This is a genomic window from Luteibacter sp., assembly GCF_009912395.1.
In the GTDB taxonomy this organism is placed as follows: Bacteria; Pseudomonadota; Gammaproteobacteria; order Xanthomonadales; family Rhodanobacteraceae; genus Luteibacter.
On the sequence record NZ_WNDO01000011.1, the window covers coordinates 110871 to 133583 of the forward strand.

The following is a 22713-nucleotide window of genomic DNA, read 5'->3' on the forward strand; positions in this document are numbered from 1 at the left end:
AAAGTCTCCCTGGCCCTGCTTCACAGCAAGGCTGAACAGCTTTAATTAAGCGCCGCGTGCGGCACTCGTTTGTGGGTATGAAGGGTCGGGTGTGGGGACACCCACGTCGCGCCAACCCCTGGGCGCATAGCGACGTAACGCGAACATAACGCGAGCGTCACCACTCCGCAAGAGTTTGCGCATATATCAGAGAAAGGTTGGGCGACATCAGCGTATTCCTACAAGACGTGTAGGAAACTTGCGTCATGAACGCAAATTGCCGCCTTTCGGCGGCAATTTCTTAGAACTTCTGCTGATATCCCATGTAGAAGTATCGATCGATGTCGAAAGCGGGGTTGTACGGCGGACTGCCGTTTCCGGCGCTGGACACGTTGTAGTACAGCGGCCCCTTGCGATCGAACAGGTTGTTGACGCCGATGCGGAAACTGCCGTTCCACGGCGCCTGCCAACGCAACTGGAGATCGTGGAAGGCGACCGCGCCCTTGCGGCTGAAACCGGCGGCACCCGTCAGCGCATTGGTCGCGCCCGGATCCGTACATTCCACCGACGGCGACCAGCAGGCGTCCTTCAGGCCGGAGAAGTAGCGCACCGTCCAGGTGGCACCGAAGCGCTGCCAACCCCAGTCCAGCGATAGGTTCGAGCGCAGCCGGTACAGGCCCTGCATGTTGTTCATGTAGCCCGCCAGCTGGCGCGGTGGCGCGCCGGCGCTGGTCGACTGCGAGTAGTCCTTCAGGTAGGTGCTGTCGGACGACAGGGTGAATTCGCCAAGGCGCGTGCTCGGCAGCCGGTAATGGATGCCCAGATCGTAGCCCTCGGTGCGCAGCGTGCCGAGGTTGGCGAGGCTTTCGTCCAGGGTGACGATATGGCCGTCGCTGGCGCGGGTGAAACGGCCGCAGTAGGTCGGATCGTTACGAACGTAACAATAATTCAGGATGTCCGCCGCCAGGATCGGCGTGATGACATCGCGGATGGCGATCTTGTAGTAATCGAGCGTCATGTCGAAGCCATCGACGTAGCTCGGGCTATAGACGATGCCGGCCGTGCGGGTGATCGACGATTCCGGCTTCAGCGCGGGATTGGCGCCGGTACGGAAGGCGATGGGGTTCTGTCCGCCGCTCGACGAGTTGATCGCGGCCCCGCTCTGGTCGATCTGCCGGTAGCGTGCGGGAATGCCCGCGGCGGCGCAGCGCGCACGCACCGAGGCGTCGCTCGCGGCGGCGCCGTAACTGCTGTCGCAGGGATCCAGGAAGCTTTCGAAGCTTTCGCTGGTGCCAGCGTAGAGGTCGGCCACTGTGGGGGCGCGGAAGCCTTCGGCGTAGGTACCGCGGACCAGGAGGTCGTCGAAGGGCTTCCAGCGGAAGCTGTACTTGCTGCGCGTGCCGCCGCCAAAGGCGCTGTAGTGCGAATAGCGCGACGAGGCGTTCACCGCCAGCTCGTGCGCCAGGGGCAGGTTGGACAGCAGCGGCACGTCGAATTCGAGGTAGGCCTCGTTGACGATGTAGCCGCCTCGCGTCGGATCGCTGGCGAGCTGTGTCGTGTCCCCCGCGGAGTCGGCGGGGTAGGGCGTATAGCGGCCGTTCTCGTTGCGATGCTCCAGGCCTCCGGCGAGGCGCAGCGTGCCGGCCGGCAGGTCGACGAGACCGCCGGTGAGGTTGGCCGTGAAGTCGTTGGTGCGGGTCACCTGGTGCGAGGTGCCGGTGGAACCCACATAGCGCCAGACGGCATCGTCGGTGCCGCCAGGGCCCGCCAGGATGTTCCACGGCACGCAGCCAGCGGCGCGATCCGCGGCGTTGGCACACACCACCTGGCCATTCACCACGGCGGTAGGGCCCAGTGCCTTGCGCGCGTTGACCAGGTTGATGTTGCCGCTGGACACCAGGCGCGAGCGCGCCTCGGAGTAAGCGTACGTGACGTCCCAGTTCCAGGTGTGCTCGCCCCACTGGAACGTGCCCTCGGCACCGAGGTCGCCATGCAGCGTCTTGCTTTGTGACCAGTTGACGCGCGGCATCTCGACCGTGCGCCGGAAGAACGAGGTGGCGTAGCCGGGAAACGGGTTGTAGGCGTTGGCGGGGTCGATATACAGGCCGTCGGCGCGTCCGGAGGCGCTTTGCAGCGGATAACCGGCCGTGCGCCAGCGTGTGTCGCGCGCACCGTAGCTGGCCATGCCGCGCAGGGCGATGTCGTCGGTAAGGTTGTAGCGCCCGGTGGCAAACAGGTTGCGCAGCTTCGTCCCGCTGCGGAACGTGGTGTCACGCGTGGTGGCGTATTTGTCGGCGTTGCTGTTGGCGTCGTACGGATGGTAGTCGGCAAGGTTCGCCGGATTGCCCGCGACGCCGCCGGGATGGTCGATCACGTAGCGGTTGGGAGCCCACAGGCCATCCTGGGCGTAGTGCCCGGCGCCCGGCGTACCTGCCGCGCGCGGATCGACCACGCCGCCGTAGCCGCCCATGCCGTAACCGTCGCCCGGGTGGCGTGGACCGGAGGCGTAGCGGGTGAGATCGCGTTCGCGATCCATCAATTCACCGCCGTCCTCGTAGGTGGCTCCCAGGATCAGGGACGAGCGCTCGGTGCTCTTGCCCCAGGTGAAGTTGCCGTTCTTCTGGCTGCCGTCACCCTTGCCGTTGACGCCGTAGAAGACATCGGCCGACGCGCCCTCGAAGCGGTCCGTGGTGATGATGTTGATGACGCCGCCAATGGCGTCGGAGCCGTAGATCGACGACGCGCCGTCCTTGAGCACCTCGATGCGCTCGACGATGGAGACGGGGATGGTCGACAGGTCGGTCAGGCCGCCCTGCGAGGTCGTCCATCGACGGCCGTTGACCAGTACGAGCGTGCGAACCGCGCCGAGATTGCGCAGGTTGGCGAACCGCCCGCCCGCGTCGTTGCTGGACGAGAGCGAGTCCTGGGAGGTGACTTCGGGGGTGGCTGCGAAGGGCATGCGCGAGACGATGTCGCCCAGGCTGGTGAGCCCGGTGGCCTGGATGGCCTCGCGATTCATGGTGAAGACCGGCTGGGCGGTCTCCACGTCCGTGCCACGGATGCGCGAGCCGGTGACGGTCACGTTCACCGGTGCGAGCATGGCGGCTGGCGATGGATCCTGTTGTGCGTGCGCCGGCGTGCCGGCGAGGCCGCCAACGAGCGCCAGCACCAGCGCCGACCTTCGGCCCCCGCCGAAGTGGCCCCCGTGCCTGGAACTGACGTACATAACCGACGAAAATCTCCCGATCCCCCGCCAGCCCTCACCCGGGGTCGACGATCCCGGGACCATAGCGCGGCCGGCGGGGGTGCGGCAACTGTCTTGGGCGGAAGTCAGGGCGCGGCGGGGGTGTTTCCGGTCGAGGTGCCGATGTTCCGGTCGAGGAAGGCCTGAAGTTTCGTATAGAACTCCTCGACGTTCTCCGGCTTGACGAAGCCATGGCGCTCGCCTGACTTGGTCAGGGTCTCGTAGGGCTTGTGCGCGGCGTCAAAGGCGGCCTTCATGGCCTTGAACTGGGCGAACGGGGCGCGCTCGTCGTCTTCGCCATGCACCAGCAGCACCGGGATCGTGATCTTGTCGGCCAGGTGGGTGGGGGAGTTGGCGGCCAGGTCGGCCTCGTCGCGGCCGATCACCGTGGTGAGGTAGCTGCGGCCGGTCTTGCGTGTCTTGATGTCGCCCTTGTTGTACATCATGTCCAGGTCGTAGATGCCGGCGTAGCCCACGGCGCACTTGAACAGGTCGGGCGCACGGGCGGCGGTCATCATCGCCGAGTAGCCGCCGAAGCTCGCGCCGTAGACACAGATGCGCTTTGAGTCCGCATAGTGCTGGCCGATGGCCCACTTTACGCCGTCGATCAGGTCCTCCTGGATGCGCGTGCCCCACTTGAGCCAGCCCGCCTGCTCGAACGCGCTGCCGCGACCGCCCGATCCGCGATAGTTGACCTGCAGCACCAGGTAGCCCCGGTTGGCGAGGAACTGCGCATCCTCGTCGTAGTACCAACTGTCCGAGATGCCGTGCGGGCCGCCGTGCGGCAGCAACACCATGGGCAGGTCGGTTTCCGCCTTGCCCTTCGGGAAGGTCAGGATGGCCTCCAGCTCCATGCCGTCGCTGGCCTTGAAGCGCAGCGACCGGCGCTCGGACATCTTCGCCGGGTCCATCCACGGCGCGACGGCGAACAGGTTGCGCACCTTGTACGTGTGCGTGTCGATCAGCATGTAGCGGCCCGGATCACGGTCGCTCATCACGGCGAAGAGCAACTGCGAGCCGTCTTCGCTGAAATCCACGAAGCTCACGAAACTGCCGGGAAACTTGGCCGACAGCGCACGGTGCAGTTTGGATACGGTTTCGTTCTGGTCGAAGTAGGTCACCGTGGGGACGCCGGTTTCCGGCACGATGCCGAACGGGCGCAGCGGGGCTGGCGTCCACAGGCCGCCCGAGGTCACGTCGCTGAAGGCGTCACCACCCAGCCGCTTACGGTTGCCACCGTCCTCGTCCTGCTCGACCAGTTCGCCACCCTTGCCGTCGGGGCTGTACTTCGCATAGATGCGCTGACTGCCCGATACCTGGGCGACGGGGCGGAAGCGCTGTCCCGTCACCTCGACGCCCAGCTTGGTCCAGCCAGCGCCGTCGCGATGGAACACCACGTACTTGTAGTCCTCGTCGGTGCCGAAAGCGAAGCGCGGGCTGCCGTCCTCGGCGAGCATGAAGCTCATGTCGCCCAGCCCAATGTCGGCTATCTGCCTGCGCGTGCTGCTCGTGGCATCCACGTCGTAGAGGGTGCTGCGGTTCTGGTCGGTCCACGACGTGGTCCGCATATAGAAGTGGCCGTTGGCCTTCGGCGGAATGCCCTCGATCTCGCCCCAGCCCCGGTCGGTGGCGCGGGTACCTGAGCGTCGACCCACGTTCTCGAAACCGTAGAGGTAATCGGGGTTCTTGCCGTCCATGTCAACGGACATCAGCTCGCCCGTGTAACGGGTGCTGCCGATGGAACCGTCCTGCTTGCCGCGGGCCACGACAATGCGCGTCGGGCTGACCCAGGCCATCGCGGCCGGGAGCTCGTAGGGTGGCATGCGGATGAGCGACCTGGGCTGGCTCATGTCGTCCACGGCGTAGATCGCCATGCCGTGATTCTTGCCGTCCGGGTCGTGATAGATCACCGACAGGAACTTGCCGTCCGGCGATAGTCGCGGCGAGGTCAACGGCGCCCGCCGGGCAAAGTCGGCGACGGGAATGATGTCGGCGGCGCTGGCCATGGATACGGCAAGCCCGAGCGCGGCCAGCAACGGCCGTGCGACGCGATACGTCATATGTGTTTCCCCTGGTTACGTCCTTGAGGCGCCATCCCCCCGGATGGCGCAGGCCTCGGATATAGCCGATTCGCCGTTTCCGGGCAAGGCGGCGGGACGCCGGGGCGAGGCGCTACACTTGCCGCCTGTTCCGATCTGGTCTGCCCATGGATTCCCCGTTCGTCGTCAAATTCAATTTGGTCGCCTTCTCGCTGGGGCCGATCGAAGTCCACTGGTACGGGTTGATGTACCTCGGGGGCTTCCTGGGGGGCTGGGCGCTGGGCGAGTATCGCCGCCGCAAGGGGCGCCTGCCGGTCAATTCGGATCGCTTCGGCGACCTCATGTTCTACGCCATGATGGGCGTGGTGATCGGCGGCCGCGTCGGCTACATGCTGTTCTACACGGCCATCGACTGGATCTGGACCGACCCCCTGGCCCTGTTCCGGGTCTGGACGGGCGGCATGTCCTTCCACGGCGGCCTGCTCGGCGTGCTGGTGGCTGGCCTATGGTGGTCCAAGCGCAACGGCGTGAAATTCTTCGACACCGTGGACTTCGTGGCGCCGCTGGTCCCTCTGGGCCTGGGCCTGGGACGCCTGGGCAACTTCATCAACGGCGAGCTGTGGGGCAAGCCCACCGACCTGCCCATCGGCATGATCTTCCCGAACGCGCCCGACGCGCTGCCGCGCCACCCGAACCCGCTCTACGAGTTCGCGCTGGAAGGCGTGGTGATGTTCACCGTGCTGTGGATCTTCTCGATGAAGCCGCGCCGTCGCTATGCGGTGTCGGGCCTGTTCGCGCTGCTCTACGGCATCTTCCGCTTCACCATCGAGTTCGTCCGCGTGCCGGACGCGCAGCTGGGTTACCTGGCCTTTGGCTGGGTCACGATGGGCCAGATCCTGTCGCTGCCGCTGATCGCCGTGGGCATCCTGTTGCTAGCCATGTCGCGCCGGGCGCCTTACGCGCCTGTCGCCCAGCCGGCCGCGACAACGAACTGATATCGTCAGCCCATGCAGCCTTACCTCCAGCTTCTCCGCCACGTCCTCGACCACGGCACGGTCAAGTCGGACCGCACCGGCACCGGCACGCGCAGCGTGTTCGGCTGGCAGATGCGCTACGACCTGTCGAAGGGCTTTCCGCTCGTCACCACGAAGAAGCTGCACCTGCGCTCGATCGTGCACGAGCTGATCTGGTTCCTGCAGGGCGATACCAACATCGCCTACCTGAAGGAAAACGGGGTCAGCATCTGGGACGAATGGGCCGATGCCAACGGCGACCTGGGCCCGGTCTACGGCCGCCAGTGGCGCGCGTGGCCCACGGCCGACGGCAAGGTAGTCGACCAGATCGCCTGGGTGGTGGACGAGATCAAGCGCAACCCGGATTCGCGCCGTCTTATCGTCTCGGCATGGAACGTCGGCGAGCTGCCCAAGATGGCGCTCATGCCGTGCCATACGATGTTCCAGTTCTATGTGGCGGACGGCAAGCTGTCCTGCCAGCTCTACCAGCGCTCGGGCGATATCTTCCTCGGCGTGCCGTTCAACATCGCCAGCTACGCGCTGCTCACCCACATGATCGCGCAGGTCACCGGCCTGGAGCCGGGTGACTTCGTGCATACGCTGGGCGATGCCCACCTGTATTCGAACCACATCGAACAGGCGGAGAAACAGCTCACGCGTGAACCGCGCACGTTGCCGAAGCTGGTGTTGAATCCCGACGTGGCATCCATCTTCGATTTCCGTTTCGAAGACGTGTCCATCGTCGACTACGATCCGCATCCGGCCATCAAGGCGCCGGTCGCTGTTTGAGGCTACTCCGCCACGGATCGGGAGGTCTCCCGACCCGTGGCGCGGCCGTCGTTACGACGGGATACCCATGTTCGCGAGGCTCGGGTGCAGGTCGCGGACCGGACTCATGCTCTCCAGCAGGGCACCCAGGTGCAGGAGGGTGGACTCCGCGAACCAGGGCGACACCAGTTGCACGCCGATGGGAAGGCCCTCGTGGCTGGTACCGAATCGCAGCGAGAGTCCGGGCAGGCCGGTGACGTTCAACGGTGCAGTGGCATCCATGACATGCAATGAGAACACGGTTTGTCCGCCGATGACGAACTCGGCGGCGTCGTGGCCGTGTCCGGCCACCGGCGTTACGGGGCAGAGCAGGGCATCGTAGCGTTGGAAATATTCGGCGAAGCCGTCGCGCATCCGTTCGATCTTCTGTTCGGCGATGACGAAGTCTTCGATCGAGGTGTCGGGGGTGTCGAAGACGGCCTGGACATGCTTGTAGACGAGATCTTCGTGTCCTGCGGTCACCTGGCGAAAAGCGGGCTTGGTTTCCATCGCCTGGATTTGCCAGAGCACCTCGAGCGCATTGATGTCCTCGAGCACGGGAATACGGACGGGCTCCACGGCGACGCCCGCACTCCTGAGCGCTTCGGCTGCCGCCTGGACGGTGGCAGCGACGTCCGCGTCCACGAGCCCGAAGCCTGGTTCCACGAGCCAGCCGACACGTAGCGGTCGGCCCGGCGTCGCGCCGACGCCCGTGTCCACCGCGATCGGAGTGGTGGAGTGGCCGTCCGCGCCATCCGGCCCCGCCAGCAACGCGTAGGCCAGGGCGACGTCGCGTACAGAACGCGCGATCGGACCTGCATGCCAGAAACGACGTGGCACCCGCGGCCAGACACCTGTCATGGGAATGCGTCCGTGGGTCGCCTTGAGGCCCACCACGCCGGTCAGGGCGGCCGGCCCGCGAACCGAAATGGCGATGTCGGTCGCGAGCCCCAGCGGCGACATGCCTGCCGCGACCGCGGCCGACTCGCCTCCGCTGGAGCCGCCCGGTGAGCGGTCGCGGTTCCAGGGGTTCACCGTTCGGCCGGAAAGCAGGTTGTCGCTTTCGATCCAGAAGGAAAACTCGGGAAGATTGGTCTTGGCCAGGAGGATCCCACCCGCGCTCTTCATGCGTGCGATACCCGTCGCGTCGGTGTCGGGAATACGGCCCTTGAAGATGGGTGATCCCAGTTGCGTCAGCACGCCGGCCACGTCGTACGAATCCTTGGCGGTGAAGGGCACGCCGTGCAACGGCCCCAATGCGTCGCCGGCCATGACGCGGGCCTCGGCATGTCGCGCCGCTTTCATGGCGTCGTCGGAGATCGTGACGACGGCATTGATGTGCGGGTTCGTCATCTCGATGCGATCAAGATGCGCCTGCATGACTTCGACGGGGGACACTTTCCTCGTGCGAATCAGTTCGGCAAGCCGCGTGGCGTCCTGGTGGACAAGTTCGTTGGTCATGGGATGTCTCGAAGGGAGAGGGGTAACAAATCGAGGCGCTGGACTACCTAACGTTTGTTAGGCGAAAGATAGTCGTCATTTCATGGGCTCGTCAACGCTTTTTTTTGTGTCCGGGTTTGGCCTGTGCCCTGGCTTTTGAGAGAATGTCGTCACGCGGACACTGGTCGAGGCCACTCGTCAGTCAATGCATGGGCCCTCCCACATGGGATGGGCTCCATTCAACGAGGGCATGGTTCGTGGAAAACCCAACTGGCAGGAATTCCAGGGATGCGATCCTGGATGCCGCGACGAAGATCGCCCAGGCGCATGGCTATGGTGGATTGAACCTGCGCGCGCTTGCGGAACAGGTGGGTATCAAGGCGGCAAGCCTCTATCACCATTTTCCGAGCAAGGCCGACCTGGCCACCGCCGTCGCCCGACGCTATTGGGAGGATGCGGCGGCTGGCCTCGACGCGCTGACGTCGAGGACGCCCGATCCCACCGAGCGCCTGCGGAAATACCCGGGAACGTTCCGCAAGGCGCTCGAGAACGACAATCGCATGTGCCTGTGCAGTTTCATGACGGCGGAGTCTGATGACCTTCCCGGTACGGTGATGAGCGAAATCGAGCGCTTCAACGAGGTCAACGTCGACTGGTTGGGCAAGACCTTGCTTGAGGCTGGCGTTGTCGGTTCCAGGGACGCGAAAAAGAGGGCTCACGCCATCTTCGCCGCGGTGGCGGGTGCCCAGCTGATGGCGCGCGGACGGTCGGACATCAAGCTTTACGACACGCTGATCAAGAGCTACCAGGCCGCCGGCCTGTTGCCGCCACCGTAGGCGCCTGTTGACGATCGTCCGATCTGACATCCGGGAGTGATTGACAGTGGAAATACGTGCATATACGCTTAATTTCAATTAGGCGCATATGCACGTATCTGGAATCCCATGACCACCTCCGTTCGACAGCGTGAAGAGTCGTCCTGCAACTGTGGCGCGCTGCGCAAGGCATCACGACGTGTGTCCAGGCTGTACGACGAAGCCCTGGCGCCCTCCGGCCTGGGCTCCAGCCAGCACACGATCCTGGCCGAAATCGCCCGATGGGGCGATCAGGCGCCCACGCTCTGGGAGCTGGCGCACTACCTGGTGATGGACCGGACCACCATCGCCCGGAATCTTCGCCCTCTTGAACGAGAGGGATACGTCAGCGTGCGCCCGTCCGACGTCGATCGTCGAAGCAAGCTGGTCGGCCTGACCCCGGCGGGCAAGGCCAAGCTTGCGGAGTCGAAGGTGTACTGGTTGCAGGCGCAGAAAACCTTCGAGCGTAGTTTCGGGGTCGACGAGGCGTCGCTGCTTCGTTCCCAGCTCCTGTCGATCGCCAACGCCAATGACTAAGCCCGAACGAATCGTTGCCTCCGAAGGCGGCAGGAAGAAGTCGCTGATCCTGATCACGATGGGCCTGGTGTCGTCGCTGATCATGCTCGACTCGAACATCGTGGCCGTGGCGCTGCCGTCCATCGCCCGTTCGCTGGGCGCCTCGTTCGCGGAGATCGAATGGGTCGTCAGCGCCTATATCCTCGCGTTCGCGGCGCTGTTACTGGCGGCCGGGTCCTATGCCGACAAGCACGGCCGGAAATTGGCCATGCTGATCGGCATCGGCATCTTTACCCTGGCCTCCGCGCTTTGCGGTCTGGCGACGTCTGCGCTGATGCTGAACCTGTCCAGGGCATTGCAGGGCGTCGGAGCGAGTTTGTTGCTCACGGCGTCGCTGGCGGTCATCAACCACACGTTCGTCGGTACCGAACGCGCGAAGGCGTACGCGTTCTGGGGTGCATGCCTCGGTGTTGCGATTACGTGCGGACCGATCATCGGCGGCGTCATCACGACGTTGTTCGGGTGGCGCTGGGCGTTTTTGCTCAACCTGCCCATCTGTACCGTGTTGTTCATCGTGGCCTGCAAGGTGGTCGAGGAATCCGCCGACCATGAAGCGAAGCGTCTGGATTACGCGGGCATCTTTTCTTTCAGCGTGGGCCTTTTCTTTCTTATCTGGGCCCTGATCGACGGTAACAACGCCGGTTGGACCAGTGAAGTCATCGTGGTGCGCCTGACGATCGCGTGCGCGGTTCTCGTCGCATTCTACTTCATCGAGGCGCGACAGGTTCGCCCGATGGTGGATTTCGCGCTGTTTCGCCAGCGGACGTTCCTGGGCTCGGCGTTCGCGATGGTCGGTTACGCGGGCGGTGCCCAGGTGTTGATCTTCTTCCTGCCGCTCCTGCTTCAGAACGCCTACGACTTCACGCCAGCGATGGCGGGTCTTGCGATGCTTCCCTTCGCGTTGCCCATGTTCCTTACGCCCCGCCTTGGCGCCAGCCTGGGTTCGCGGTACTCCGGAAGGACGCTGCTTACCGTAGGCCTGGTCGTCACGACCGTTGGCAACCTCGCCCTGAGCGTCTTTGCTTCCACTCACGTCACCTATCCGGTCTTCGCATGCGGCATGTTGGTCGCGGGTATCGGTGCAGGCCTGCTCAACAGCGAGACCGCCAAGGTGATGCAGGGGGCCGTGCCCGCCCAGCGAGCTGGAATGGCGTCCGGCATTTCCGCCACCACGCGTTTCGTCGGTCTGCTACTCGGCGTGGCGGTTACGGGCGCAGTCCTGTCGATGGGTGTCGTCAGGCGCTTCCTGTCATCGGGGGCGATTCAAGGGCTGGCGCCGGATCTCGTGGCCCGCGCAGCGAAGCGCGTGGCATCCGGCGACCTGCATGGCGTGATCGAGACGCTGGATCGCTCCATTCAACTGAGGATCCATTCGGCTGCATCGACGGCATTCGCCGGCGGTTTCGGCGACGCGAGTCTCGTCGCAGCCATCGTAGCGTCCGTCAGTGCCGTGCTGACCTTCATGCTCGTCCAGGCTGTCGATACGGCGCCCGTTGCGCGAGGGGCCGCTGTCGAGGCGATGCCGGTCATGGAATAGAACGGTCTGTCACCCGCTGATCCCGTGGCATGTGCCCGGCTCTTCGAGCGGACTATCCGGCTTTGGAGATAGATGATGCGTTACAAATTACTTGGTCGGCACTCGGGCTTGCGGGTTTCCGAGATGGCCTTTGGCGTGGCGCTGTTCGGCGAGCAATGGGGTTATGGCTCCGCGCCCGCGGAGGCTCGCCGTGTTTTCGATCGGTACCTTGCCGCTGGCGGTAATTTCCTGGACACCGCCGATGGCTACCAGTTCGGACAATCCGAGTCGGTGTTGGGCGACTTCATTGCACCGATTCGCGACGACATCGTTCTTGCGACCAAGTACAGCGGTGGCGCCGCGAAAGAGCCGTCGCTCAGTCTTACCGGCAACAGCCGAAAGAACATGATCTATTCGGTCGAGCAGTCGCTCCGGCGCCTGAAGACGGATCGTATCGATCTCTACTGGGTGCACCATTGCGATAACGTCACCCCGTTCGAGGAAATTCTCCGGGGTCTGGACGATCTCGTTCGTGCCGGCAAGATCCTTTATGCAGGGGTTTCCAACTTTCCTGCGTGGCGCGTATCCAGGGCGGCGCTTCTTGCCGACCTGCGAGGATGGGCTCCCCTGGTGGCCATCCAGTACGAGTACAGCTTGATCGAGCGCAGTGGCGACGTCGAATTGCTGCCGATGGCCGAGGCCCTGGGCCTGGCGGCGCTGCTATGGTCGCCTCTCGCGGGTGGCTTGCTTACGGGCAAGTATCGCGCTGGCGAGCAAGGTCGATTGCAGGGTCTTGGACGCGTGATCCGGACAGAACGGTCGCAGCGGGACTCGGCCGTCCTCAATGCGGTCGTGGACAGCGCGGAACGTCTGGGCATCAGCGCGGCGGAGGTGTCGCTTGCCTGGATTCTGGCGAAGGCGCGTCGATCGCCGACGTCCGTGCTGCCCATCATCGGCCCCCGCACCGTCGAGCAACTGGACAACAACCTCCGGGCACTCGATGTGACGCTTCCAGCTGACATCCTGGCGCGGCTTGACGATGTCAGCCAGCCCGCGCTCGGGGCACCTTACGACGTCAACGCAAGCATGGTGCCCAAGCTGCTTGGAGGACAGCCGGAACGCGTCGATCTTCCGGTTGTCCCTCCCGCGTGATCGAAGCGGCTTCGTTATGCGGCGGCTCTGCCCACGAAATCCAGCGACGCGTCGATCACCGACACATGGTCGACCATGCGGTTATGGCCGAGACCTTCGGTCGTCATGAGGCGTGCTCCGGGCCACAGACTGGCATAGCGGGAGCCTTCCTCCCACGGCGTCTCGCGATCGAGGCGATCGTGGATGACCAGGGCGGGGCGATCGATGTGTGGCACCTTGTGCTCGGCGTTGAAGTCAGTGAAGCGCCGGGTGCCGGTGAGGTCGCGCAGCCAGTTTTCGAAATGCGGGAACACGCGTGGCGACACGCGCAGCATGCGGAACGCGCGCCACACGCCGTTGACCGGCGTGGCTTGCGGCGCCAGCAGCACGAAGCGTTCCGGACGCCAGTCGGATTCTTCCGCGAAGGCGATCGACATCGCGCCCAGCGAGTGACCGATGTAGGCGGCCGGGCGACCGAAATGCCTGCCCACGATGCGCAGCATGTTGATGAAGTGCGGCATCGAGCTGACCTTGCCCTCGCTCAGTCCATGGCCGGGCTGGTCGAACGAGACCACCGCGTAGCCCATGGCACGAAGTCGGGGCACCCAGGCGGCGAAGCGCAGGCCGAAGCTCGACCAGCCGTGGCCGATCAGCACGAACGGCTGGCTGCCGGGATCGCCCCAGGTATAGGTGGTGACGCGCTGGTCGCCCATGGTGAGCTCGCCACGCTGCATGTCCCTGACCTGGGTCAGGGCTTCGCTGGCGCGTTGCCGGCCGGCTTTGTCGGGGGTGACGAAACGACGGGCGAGGGCGCGGCCGGTGGGGCCGGGGGCGAGGCGGCTGGCCGTGCCGAAATAGGCGCGTGCGAGGGCCAGCTGGAGCTTGCGGAAAGTCTTTTTCACGGCGGGGAGTCGTGGGGAGGTGGGTGACTTGACAGTGTCAAGATTCAGTCTGGCACCCTGATCTTGTCAGCGTCAAGATCATATGCTCCACTCGCCGCACGTCATGCATGGAATCGTCAATGTCCGATAGCTGTCCTTCCTCTCGCTATCACCATGGAGATCTCCCGGGCGCGTTGCGTCGCGCCGCCTGGGACATGGTGGGAGAGGCCGGCGTTCGAGGACTTTCCCTGCGCGAATGCGCCCGTCGTGCGGGTGTATCGCACGCCGCCCCCGCGCATCATTTCGGATCGCTGGAAGGCCTGCTCATCGAAGTGGCGGCCGATGGCTACGAGCGCATGGCCGTGATCATGGATGAAGAGATCGAGCGTGCCGGCGATCGACTTCCCGGCTGTGGGCTGGGGTACATCCGTTTCGCAACGACCCATCCGCAACAGTTCCGCCTGATGCTGGGAACGGATCGTGGCGCGGGCGAGTCGCCCCGTCTGCGCGAAGCGGCCAGCGCGGCGCTGGGACGCCTGCGCGAAGCCATCCGCGACGCCTGGATCGCCCGACATGGGCAATCGCCGGACGACGTGTTCCTCGAAGAACGGACGGCGCTCGCATGGAGCGCCGCCCATGGCTATGCATTGCTTTCCATCGACCGGCAACTGCTCACGACCTCATTGCCTTCGGCATGGCGCGTGCTGTCGCCCTTGATCGAAACCCTGCTGCGGCCCTGACGGGCGTCACTGCCTACGGCCGAACGACACCGGGTAAGCGGCTGACCGTGCATCGATCATCGGATCGGCGGGCGCGATGCCGTCGGGAAGCGCATTGGGCAGGAACAGCAAGGCTTTCTGCGCGGCGTCGTTATCGGCCACGGTCTTCTCCACGGAAATCGTGCCCAGCTCCACGAGGCGGCGCTGCTTCGGCCACGTGATGGACGGGTCGTCCAGCTTGTCGCCCGGCGCGGCGACTTGGAGCATCAGCTTGAACTTCACCGGACCTTTCGCGACGCGCTGGCGAATTTCATCGGCCAGGAAGTTCGGTGCCAGTCCGGCCACCTTCGCATCGGCGACGTAGTGTTCGCCTGCCAACGGCAGGAACTGGTAGCGGCCATACGTGATGCCGCCCGAGGCGTTCGTGTATTTGAACGTGTTGACGCCGTAGTAGGGCAGCGTGCCGAAGCTGATGGGTGTCGGCTTGGGTGCGGTGAGGAAGGTCTTCGCGGCCGGGTGGCCGGCGAGATAGGTATCCAACGGCGTCGGCTTGGCCGTACCCGGACCACTGGTGCCGATCGCAATAAGCAACTGGCGGAAGTCGTCGGCCGTCGGCGAGGGGAAGCCGTTGAACGAGTGGGCGACGATGTCGCTCGCCGAGCCGTTCGGCAGATGAAACTTGATCGCCAGGCCTCGCGGGTTCGCCATCGTATCGTTATCGGGGATGGTGGGGATGCCCGCGAAGTCGGAGAAGCGGACGGTGACCGGAACCTTGGCCAGGAAGTGCGGCGCCTTGCTGATCCCGGCGGCCTCCGGCGAGGGGGTGAAGCTTCCCTCGAGCACGATGCCCTTGGCGTGGACGGCGCGGGCGGCGTGCTTTCCGAAGACCCCATTGAGGGCATCGACGAGTTGTTCGGGGCGGGATGTGGGGGCGGTGGCCTGCGGCTGGGCGTGGACCTGGCTGGACAGGATCAGGGCGAGGGCGGTCAGCGGGATGGAGGGGCGCACGGGTGGCTCCGGGTCGGGAAGGTGGCCCACCTTAGTTCCTTTTGATAATAACGACAATATGAATTAGCATTATTAGTGATTTGGCCTCCCACGGGCGTGCTGGGCTATAGTCCCGGGTCATCCGCCGCCACCCCGGTACCGTGAGCACCAAGAGCGACATCCTCGACCTGTTGAGACGGCAACCGCTTACCGTGGCGCAACTTTGCGAGCGCCTGGGCGTCACCCGGAACGCGGTCAACGTGCAGCTGAAGCAGCTGGAAGCGGAGGGGCTGGTTCGCCGGGGAACGCAGAAGGAACGTGGCGTCGTCGGTAAACCGCCTTCGACGTTCGAGGCCGCGCCCGGCAGCGAGGACATTGCGTCCGCCGCCTATCGTGCTGTCCTGCTGGCGGTCCTGTCCGCGACCAAGGCCACGTCCGGTCCGGAGACATTGCGCGACATCCTGGAAAAGGCGGGGCGAGGTCTTGCGGCATCGCTGGACGATACCGGGCCTCGCGACTTCGACAGCCGTTTGCGCAAGGCCATGGCGATGGTCGATGCGCTGGGTGCCAGCACCGAGGCTGTGCCCCAGCCGGGCGGCATCATGGTTCGCAACTACAGCTGCCCGGTAGGCGGTGCCGTCCGCGAGGAGCCGTGCGTCTGTGAGGCCATGGCCGCCTTTTTCTCGGAAGCGACGGGATGTCCGGCCAGTGAGTACTGCCTGCGCGAAGACCGGTTGATCTGCCAGTACTTCATCCGCACGGACCTCCCGGTAGCCTGACGCATCAGATGGTGCGCGTGGCCTCCACCGGCGGCACGTGCGAGGCACGTATCGCCGGTGCCAGCACGGCCAGCTGACCCAGGCCGAGCAGGCCCAGGATGCCGCCTGCGAGATAGAACATGTTCAAACGGCTGATCTCGAACTGGCTCATCATCCAGCGGTTGAGCACCAGGGCCAGTATGATGCCGACGGCGATCCCCGCGATCGCGATGAGTCCGTTCTCGGTCAGGAAGTAGAGCAGGATGTCGCGACGTGTCGCGCCCAGCGCACGTCGGATGCCGATCTGACGGCGTCGCTGGCCGACCCAGAAGCTGGTGAGGCCGACGATGCCTGCCGCTGTGACCAGCAGCAGGACGACGCTGATGCCCCCGAGCATCCAGGCGAGTCCGCGATCGCCGCGGAACGCCAGCTGCCGCAAATCCGTGAAGCTCAGCACGCCGTGGGGCTGGGGAATCACTCGTTGCGTGCTCGCGGCTTTCAAGGCTTCGGGAATGCGCTTCATCAACGCGGGAAGCTGGCCGGGCTGGGCCCGCGCCACGAGGAATCCGCCCTTGGTGGTCATGCGCATCGGGGCCAGGATCACGTCCTGCCAGTGATCGTCGTTGGTCGCGAAGACCTGGGGCGAATGCAGGCGGTCCACGATGCCGATGATCGTGCTCGGACGTGCGCCGATGGAGCCGATGTAGATCTGCTTGCCCAGGGCACCTCCGTCTGGGAAGGCCTTTCGGGCGAGCGTGCGAGTGACGATGATGGCGGCGGCGTCGGGCGAGCCCGACTCGGATATCCTCGTGACTTCCTCGGGTCGAAAATTGCGGCCCTCGACGAGTTTCACGCCCAGCGTGGGCACGGCGTGCTCATCGACGAACATGATGGGAATACCGCGCGATTCGATATTCGGGCCGGTCGGCGTGCGGCGAATACCGCTTTGCCAGCTGGCGCCGACGAGTGGCATGGCGTTGGTAATGAAGGCGTCGGCGACACCCGGCAGGGCGCGTACGGTGGCGATGTCCGCGGATTGCCGGGCCGGTATGTCACTGAGCGGCGCCACCCATCGGTTGTTGACCATCATGATGTCGGACTCGGCGATGCCGGTCTCGCGGGACATGCGGTCCAGGCGTCCGTGGATTACGAACAACGCGTTGCATACCACCGCGAGGGTCAGGGCCAACTGGGCGGCGATGAGCATCGCACCGGCCTTGTGGTGGCGCAGGGTGGAAAGGATGGGGCGGATAGGCATGTCCATGGTGTCAGCCTGCCTTGAGTTGCCATGCTGGCTGCACGCGGGACGCGCGCCAGGTGGGATAGAACGCGGCGAGCAGGGTGCTGGCGAGCGCCACGACGATGGTGATACCGAGCAAGGCAGGACTCATGCGGGCCAGATCGGCCACCACTGGGCTGAATACCAGGCCAAGGCATAGCGTGCCCACACCGGTAAGGATCACGCCAAGTAACGCGCCGGCCAGGCCGACGACGCCCGCCTCGAACAGGAATTGCGCATAGATCGCCCGGCGGGATGCGCCCAGTGCCCGACGTACGCCGATCTCGCCGGCGCGACGCATGAATTTCGCCAGCAGCAGGCCCACCACGTTGATCAGGCAAATGCCCAGGAAGGCGAAGGCGATCACCATGCCCATGCGAGCCTCGAGAGGGACGACCTGCCGGTAGGCGAGCCACGACATCACGTCGCGTAAGCGTACGTTGGGCTCCCAGTGGAAACGGCCGCTGCGGTTCTGCGCGTTGGAATAATCGACGAGGTATTGCCGATAGGCCGCCGCGCTGGCGGCATCAGGCAGTTCGGCCCAGAAGCTGATGAACACGCATTCGGAGTGGACGAAGTTCTGCCAGCCCGGTTGGTAGGAGCGATTACATACATTTCCGCCATCGGGCCATCGCCCGTCGGTGATGGCACGCCCGAAAGGCATGTACATGTCGCCCATGTCGCCGAAGCCATTCTCCGCATCCAGGTCGAAGAAGCGTGGACGGGCGGTCCAGCGACGGGAGACGCCGACGACGCGGAAGAGCGTGCCGTCGAGATTGATCTCGCGCCCGACGCTGTTGGCACCGTCGAAGACGCGATCGTTGAGGTCCTGGCTGATGACGACGACGCGTGCCTCGGCCTGGTCGTCCGCTGAGGACCAGGGTCCCCCGTAGAGGAACTGCACGTCGAACATCGGAAACATGTCGGTTTGCACGGCGTAACCGCGAACAGGCCATGCCAACTGCCCGGGGCGGTCGAAGACCACGGAGCCGCCCACCGGATAGAGCGCGGTCTGGCGGGGCGCCTTGTGCGCTTGGTACAAGGCGGTGGCGTCACGCCAGGTGATCCAGGGCAGGGGCTCGCCGCTGGGATCGTCGGGATCGGGGCCGTAGTTGTCGATCTGCGCGATAAACAACTGCGACGACTTCTGCGGGATGGGGTCGCCTGAGGTAGCCCGGAACACGGCGTAGCAGGTCATGGCTGCCGCCACGCCCACGGCGATCACGACGATCATCAGCGCCGTGAGGACCGGATTGCGTTTGAGACTGCGAAAGCCGAGTTGGGCGTAATAGGCGAACATCGAGGTGCCTCCCTGTTTCCTTGGAACCTGGTAAGCAAGGGCTGTGCCACTGACTGATGAGGTGTTTTCGGGGTTCATGCGCTGGCGGGACCCTGTCCGCGGACAGCGTCCGTCGGACAGGCGGACGACCCGTGCTCCTGTCGCGTCCCCATTTCAACTTAAACAATTGTTAGTTCCGTCTCAGGACGCGGAGGACTACTATCCGCAGCGCACCGTCCCCATGTCGGTTCGTACCGTCCCCATTTTGCGAAGGAAGTTCCATGGCCGTTCACCTGGTTGCCGCGCTCGACGAAAACTTTGCCATCGGCAAGAAGGGCAACCTGCCCTGGCATCTACCGGACGACCTGAAGTACTTCAAGGAGCTGACGACGGGACGGGCCGTCCTCATGGGCCGCAAGACCGCCGAATCGATCGGCAAGCCCTTGCCCAACCGGGTGAACTACGTGCTCTCGCGCAAGGGCGAGGCGCCGTACCCCGGCCAGATCACCGTGCGCTCGGTCGCCGAGGCCCAGGCCAGCTGCGGCCATACCAGCCTGATGGTCATCGGCGGCGGCGAGGTGTATCGCGAGGCTCTGCCGTATGCCCGCGAGCTTTACCTGACCTACGTCTACCACGCGTTCGAAGGGGCCGACGTGTTCTTCCCGGGCGTCGACTTCAAGCACTGGACCGAGGTCTCGCGCGTCCATCACGCGAAGGACAAGGACCATCCGCATTCCTTCGACATGGTCAAGTACGTCTACAACGGATGATGCATGTCGTCGCCGGCGTCCTCGTGGACGGGGCCGGCCGCATCCTCATCGCCCAGCGTCCGCCAGGCAAGCACCTGGCGGGCATGTGGGAGTTTCCCGGTGGCAAGCTGGAGCCGGGCGAGTCGCCCGATAGCGCCCTTGTGCGCGAGCTGGACGAAGAACTCGGCATCGCCGTCGAGCCCTTGTCCTTCGAGCCCCTGATTCGCGTGCCCTGGTCCTATGGCGAGAAGGGCATGTGCCTGGAAGCCATCGTGGCGCGCGCATGGCGTGGCGAACCCGCCGCGCTCGACGCTGCCGCCATCGACTGGCGCCTTCCCGCCGATATCGATCCGGCCATGCTTGCCCCGGCCGATCGACCCATCCTCGCCGCGTTGAAGTTGCCGGAGCACTACCCGATCACGCCGTCGGACGTTTCCGTCGAGGAAGCGTGCACGCGGGTGCGCGTGGCGCTGGCGCGTGGCGAGCGCCTGCTGCAATGGCGCGTTCCGCATGCATCGCTGGCGACGAGCCGCGAGGCGATCGCGAGCCTGCTGCCGGATATCGAACGCTTTGGCGCGTCATTGCTGCTCAATCGCGATATCGATACGGCACGTACGCTCGGACTGGGCGTGCACCTTTCGTCGGATCAATTGCGCGGGCTGCGCGAGCGCCCGCTGCCGTGGACCCAATGGGTGGGCGCGTCCTGCCACGACGCAGACGAACTGGCCCTGGCATCGTCGCTGGGCTGCGATTTCGCGACATTGTCCCCGGTGATGCCGACCGCCAGCCATCCGGGCGCCGAACCGCTGGGCTGGCCACGCTTCGCGCGCCTGGCCGAGGCGGCGTCGCTGCCGGTGTTCGCCTTGGGCGGCGTGGGGCCGAGCGACGTGTTCGACGCGCGGATGCACGCGGGACAAGGTATCGCCGGCATTCGAGGCTTCCTGTAGGAGCGCGCTTGCGTGCGATCGCGCGCAAGCGCGCTCCTACATCACTTGGCCTTGAGCTTGGCGACCAGCGCCTTCAATACCGCCTGCGTTTCGTCCGAGAAGAACGCGTCGATAAACGACGGATCGAGCAGTCCTTCGGTATCACCCCAGACCTTGACCAGATCCGCTCGCGCGATGGCGCGCGTGCCAAGCATCGCCTTCGGCGGCAGCTTCAGCATGTCGCCCAGCCATAGCACGGCACGCGTCACTACCTGTTCTACGGTGGCCAGTTCGTCGACCAGGCCGATCGCATGGGCCTGCTCGGCGTCGACCATGGCACCGGCAACGAGCAGGCGCTCGGCGCGATGCGGGCCGACAAGTCGACGCATCGCGAACTGGATCGGCTCCGGAATGGCCATGCCGACCTGCACCTCGTTGAGGCCGATCTTGTAGACGCCGTGCGCCATGATGCGGTAATCGGCGAACAGCGACAGCACCGCGCCACCGGCCGGGCTATGCCCGGTGATCGCCGCCACGGTGGGGATCGGCGACGCGGCGATGGCGCCGCACAGGGCAAAGAAGGCGTTCCAGAAGTCGGCGACGCCGGCGTGGTCTTTCTGCAGCAGGGAAGGGACATCGACACCCGCCGAGAACATCCCTTGCGTACCCGACAGCACGATGCCGCGCGCACCGTTGGCCGGTGCGGATTCGACCGCGTCACGCAGCGCATTCACCAGGGCGAGGTCCAGCGCGTTCACCGGCGGACGCGCCATGCGGATTTCGTGGATGCCGCCGTCGTGAGGAAGGATATCGAGCATGGACCTGTCCGGATGGAGGATGGAAAGCCATTATGACCGCCCATCGGAGGTCATGGGAGTCGCTTCAGCGTCCGATCCGGCAGTAGCTGGCCCACAAGGCGGAGCACGCCATGCGGGCCAGTGATCGTCAAACGCCGATCAATCCTTTGAAAGATCGTTGTCTGTCCAGGTGTAGCGCACCGAATAATCCAGCGTGGCGGTGCCTCCTGCGGGGACAGTCACCTTGAATTCCAGCTGTTCCGGGTTGGTCTTCGTCGGCTTGATCGACGAGGAGGTGACCGTCCACGCACGCCAGCGATTCGGATGCTCATGCACGGTGACGACGCGCGCGTCCTTGCCGGCATTGGTGAAAGTCAGGCGGATGCTTTCGTCGATCCGATGTTCGGGCGCGCTGGCCGTGAACGCTGTCTGTTCGCGTGTGGCGCGAAGATCGAACGCGTTGCCGAGGGTGACGATGGCCTGCTTGTTCTTCGGCGTGTCGTCGATGCGGCCTTCGCCGAGCAGTTCCGCGTTGCCGTCGCGGTCGGCGGTGAGCACGCGAACATAGCCGGCGGGCAGGCTGTCGAACGCCTTGAAGCTCACGCGCGACACGACGGGCGTGCTGTTGGGCAGGCCCATCTCGCGCTCCATGCGCGGGCGCGGCGGGATATAGCCCATGCCGCCGTTCGCGTCGTAGATGGATTCGCGCTCGCAATCGATCGTGCGGCTGTCGTAGAGCGGCGTCTGCGTGACGCTGCCGTCGGGCAGATCCACGGCGGTCGGCAGCGAGTAGGTGCGCAGGTCACCCAGCGTGGCCTGCTCGGGCATCGCGTCTTCCATCCCCGCCGCCATGGGCGCGGGTGCGGCCATGGCGCGGGCCATGAACATCTTCGGCTGCGGCGCGGCCTTGGCGCGGTTGGCGTCGCCTGCCACGAGCTTGAGCGACACGTCCTTCCAGTCGCGACCGCTGCGGTTGGCGATGCTCGCCGACGCGTCGAAGCTCATGCGGCAGGTGTTGCCCGGCGCGAGGGTGGCGACATACGCACCACGCCAGCCGAGGCCCGAAGTGGGGTAGTCGAGCTGGGCGGCGGTCTGGCCCGCCGAGCCGCCGGTGACACGCACCTGCAGCGTCGAGCCGCGGGCGATCTCGGCGGCGTCGGTGACGTGCAGCGCGGCGTACTCCTTGACGACGCTGGTGCCGTTGTTCGGATCGCGCAGCACCAGCGCATCGCCACCGTGGACGAGCTTGCCACTGGCAATGGGCTGCCCGCTGCTGCCGATGACGGTCACGTCGTGACCCACCAGGCCGTTCACGGCGGCGTCGAAGCCCTGGCCAAGCAGCAGGCGCTGCGAGACGACGTGCGCGCCCTTGCCGGGAAAGCGCAGGCTGAGCGCCTCGCTGTCCAGGGCGGACGGCAGGCCGCCGATGGAGAGGTCCTGGGTGCCGCCCGTGAGGTTGAAGGCGCGCCGTTCGTGGACGACGGCATAACCGTCGCCCGAGACGGCGTCGCCATTGGTGGCGAAAAGCTGGTCGCTATCGGCGCGGTACAGGGTGAGCGCGGTGCGCTCGTCGGCGGCGAAAGCGGGAAGGGCGACCGCAAGGGCGATCGCCAGGGTGAGGGGACGACGAAGCATGTTTCTCTCTCTCCTTGGATGCCCGTGTCAGGGATCATACCGAGGCGAGATGAATACTGTAGGAGCGCGCTTGCGCGCGATGGGGGCTTGCGGCAACCCCCATC

General features: G+C 65.2%; 19 protein-coding genes. 10 read left to right on the top strand and 9 right to left on the bottom strand.

The window, feature by feature from the left end; all coding sequences use genetic code 11:
• Positions 1 to 280 precede the first annotated feature (280 nt).
• Together GAK28_RS11835 and GAK28_RS11840 are read right to left on the bottom strand one after the other, a co-directional pair.
• Positions 281 to 3148: a TonB-dependent receptor gene (locus tag GAK28_RS11835; RefSeq protein ID WP_291779005.1), complete on the bottom strand. Its 2868-nt coding sequence runs from the start codon at positions 3146 to 3148 to the stop codon at positions 281 to 283.
• Between the two features lie 161 nt (positions 3149 to 3309).
• Positions 3310 to 5283, bottom strand: a complete 1974-nt coding sequence (locus GAK28_RS11840) for a S9 family peptidase (protein WP_291779007.1) — start codon at positions 5281 to 5283, stop codon at positions 3310 to 3312.
• 146 nt (positions 5284 to 5429) lie between these two features.
• Here GAK28_RS11840 and lgt point away from each other — a divergent pair, with 146 nt between their 5' ends.
• Both lgt and GAK28_RS11850 read left to right on the top strand, forming a co-directional pair.
• Positions 5430 to 6257 carry a prolipoprotein diacylglyceryl transferase gene (lgt, locus tag GAK28_RS11845; RefSeq protein WP_291779010.1) on the top strand — a complete coding sequence of 276 codons (828 nt, stop codon included), beginning with the start codon at positions 5430 to 5432 and terminating at the stop codon, positions 6255 to 6257.
• A 12-nt stretch (positions 6258 to 6269) separates the two neighbouring features.
• Positions 6270 to 7064 carry a thymidylate synthase gene (locus tag GAK28_RS11850; RefSeq protein ID WP_291779013.1) on the top strand — a complete coding sequence of 265 codons (795 nt, stop codon included), beginning with the start codon at positions 6270 to 6272 and terminating at the stop codon, positions 7062 to 7064.
• 51 nt (positions 7065 to 7115) lie between these two features.
• On the opposite strand, the gene GAK28_RS11855 is transcribed toward GAK28_RS11850, so the two are convergent.
• Positions 7116 to 8543: an amidase gene (locus GAK28_RS11855; protein WP_291779016.1), complete on the bottom strand. Its 1428-nt coding sequence runs from the start codon at positions 8541 to 8543 to the stop codon at positions 7116 to 7118.
• Between the two features lie 236 nt (positions 8544 to 8779).
• Here GAK28_RS11855 and GAK28_RS11860 point away from each other — a divergent pair, with 236 nt between their 5' ends.
• From GAK28_RS11860 to GAK28_RS11875, 4 genes are all read left to right on the top strand, one after another.
• Positions 8780 to 9358, top strand: coding sequence for a TetR/AcrR family transcriptional regulator (locus GAK28_RS11860; RefSeq protein WP_291779019.1), 579 nt, complete (start codon positions 8780 to 8782; stop codon positions 9356 to 9358).
• A 108-nt stretch (positions 9359 to 9466) separates the two neighbouring features.
• Positions 9467 to 9913, top strand: a complete 447-nt coding sequence (locus GAK28_RS11865; protein WP_291779022.1) for a MarR family winged helix-turn-helix transcriptional regulator — start codon at positions 9467 to 9469, stop codon at positions 9911 to 9913.
• Positions 9906 to 11489 carry an MFS transporter gene (locus GAK28_RS11870; RefSeq protein ID WP_291779024.1) on the top strand — a complete coding sequence of 528 codons (1584 nt, stop codon included), beginning with the start codon at positions 9906 to 9908 and terminating at the stop codon, positions 11487 to 11489. The genes GAK28_RS11865 and GAK28_RS11870 overlap by 8 nt, the downstream gene beginning before the upstream one ends.
• Before the next feature lie 75 nt (positions 11490 to 11564).
• On the top strand, positions 11565 to 12620 hold the full coding sequence (locus tag GAK28_RS11875) for an aldo/keto reductase (RefSeq protein WP_291779027.1): 1056 nt from the start codon (positions 11565 to 11567) through the stop codon (positions 12618 to 12620).
• A gap of 14 nt (positions 12621 to 12634) precedes the next feature.
• Here the strand turns inward: GAK28_RS11875 and GAK28_RS11880 are convergent, their stop codons facing one another.
• Complete coding sequence (locus tag GAK28_RS11880) at positions 12635 to 13501, bottom strand: alpha/beta hydrolase (protein ID WP_291779030.1); 867 nt, start codon at positions 13499 to 13501, stop codon at positions 12635 to 12637.
• A gap of 119 nt (positions 13502 to 13620) precedes the next feature.
• On the opposite strand from GAK28_RS11880, the gene GAK28_RS11885 reads away from it, so the two are divergent.
• On the top strand, positions 13621 to 14220 hold the full coding sequence (locus GAK28_RS11885) for a TetR/AcrR family transcriptional regulator (RefSeq protein ID WP_291779033.1): 600 nt from the start codon (positions 13621 to 13623) through the stop codon (positions 14218 to 14220).
• Between the two features lie 6 nt (positions 14221 to 14226).
• Here the strand turns inward: GAK28_RS11885 and GAK28_RS11890 are convergent, their stop codons facing one another.
• A complete protein-coding gene (locus GAK28_RS11890; RefSeq protein WP_291779036.1) occupies positions 14227 to 15207 on the bottom strand; it encodes a catalase family peroxidase in 981 nt (326 codons plus the stop codon).
• 140 nt (positions 15208 to 15347) lie between these two features.
• Between GAK28_RS11890 and GAK28_RS11895 the strand changes: the two genes are divergently transcribed.
• Positions 15348 to 15965 carry an ArsR family transcriptional regulator gene (locus GAK28_RS11895; protein WP_291779039.1) on the top strand — a complete coding sequence of 206 codons (618 nt, stop codon included), beginning with the start codon at positions 15348 to 15350 and terminating at the stop codon, positions 15963 to 15965.
• A 4-nt stretch (positions 15966 to 15969) separates the two neighbouring features.
• Here GAK28_RS11895 and GAK28_RS11900 read toward each other — a convergent pair whose 3' ends face one another.
• Positions 15970 to 17208: an FtsX-like permease family protein gene (locus GAK28_RS11900; RefSeq protein WP_291779042.1), complete on the bottom strand. Its 1239-nt coding sequence runs from the start codon at positions 17206 to 17208 to the stop codon at positions 15970 to 15972.
• Positions 17209 to 17212: 4 nt separating this feature from the next.
• Positions 17213 to 18523 carry an ABC transporter permease gene (locus GAK28_RS11905; protein ID WP_291779045.1) on the bottom strand — a complete coding sequence of 437 codons (1311 nt, stop codon included), beginning with the start codon at positions 18521 to 18523 and terminating at the stop codon, positions 17213 to 17215.
• Between the two features lie 260 nt (positions 18524 to 18783).
• Here GAK28_RS11905 and GAK28_RS11910 point away from each other — a divergent pair, with 260 nt between their 5' ends.
• Positions 18784 to 19272 carry a dihydrofolate reductase gene (locus GAK28_RS11910; protein WP_291779048.1) on the top strand — a complete coding sequence of 163 codons (489 nt, stop codon included), beginning with the start codon at positions 18784 to 18786 and terminating at the stop codon, positions 19270 to 19272.
• Entirely contained in the window at positions 19269 to 20198 is a 930-nt protein-coding gene (locus GAK28_RS11915) for a Nudix family hydrolase (RefSeq protein WP_291779051.1), read from the top strand. The genes GAK28_RS11910 and GAK28_RS11915 overlap by 4 nt, the downstream gene beginning before the upstream one ends.
• A gap of 41 nt (positions 20199 to 20239) precedes the next feature.
• Here the strand turns inward: GAK28_RS11915 and GAK28_RS11920 are convergent, their stop codons facing one another.
• Complete coding sequence (locus tag GAK28_RS11920) at positions 20240 to 20995, bottom strand: enoyl-CoA hydratase/isomerase family protein (protein ID WP_291779053.1); 756 nt, start codon at positions 20993 to 20995, stop codon at positions 20240 to 20242.
• Positions 20996 to 21133: 138 nt separating this feature from the next.
• Positions 21134 to 22609: a DUF4139 domain-containing protein gene (locus tag GAK28_RS11925; RefSeq protein WP_291779055.1), complete on the bottom strand. Its 1476-nt coding sequence runs from the start codon at positions 22607 to 22609 to the stop codon at positions 21134 to 21136.
• Between the last annotated feature and the right edge of the window lie 104 nt (positions 22610 to 22713).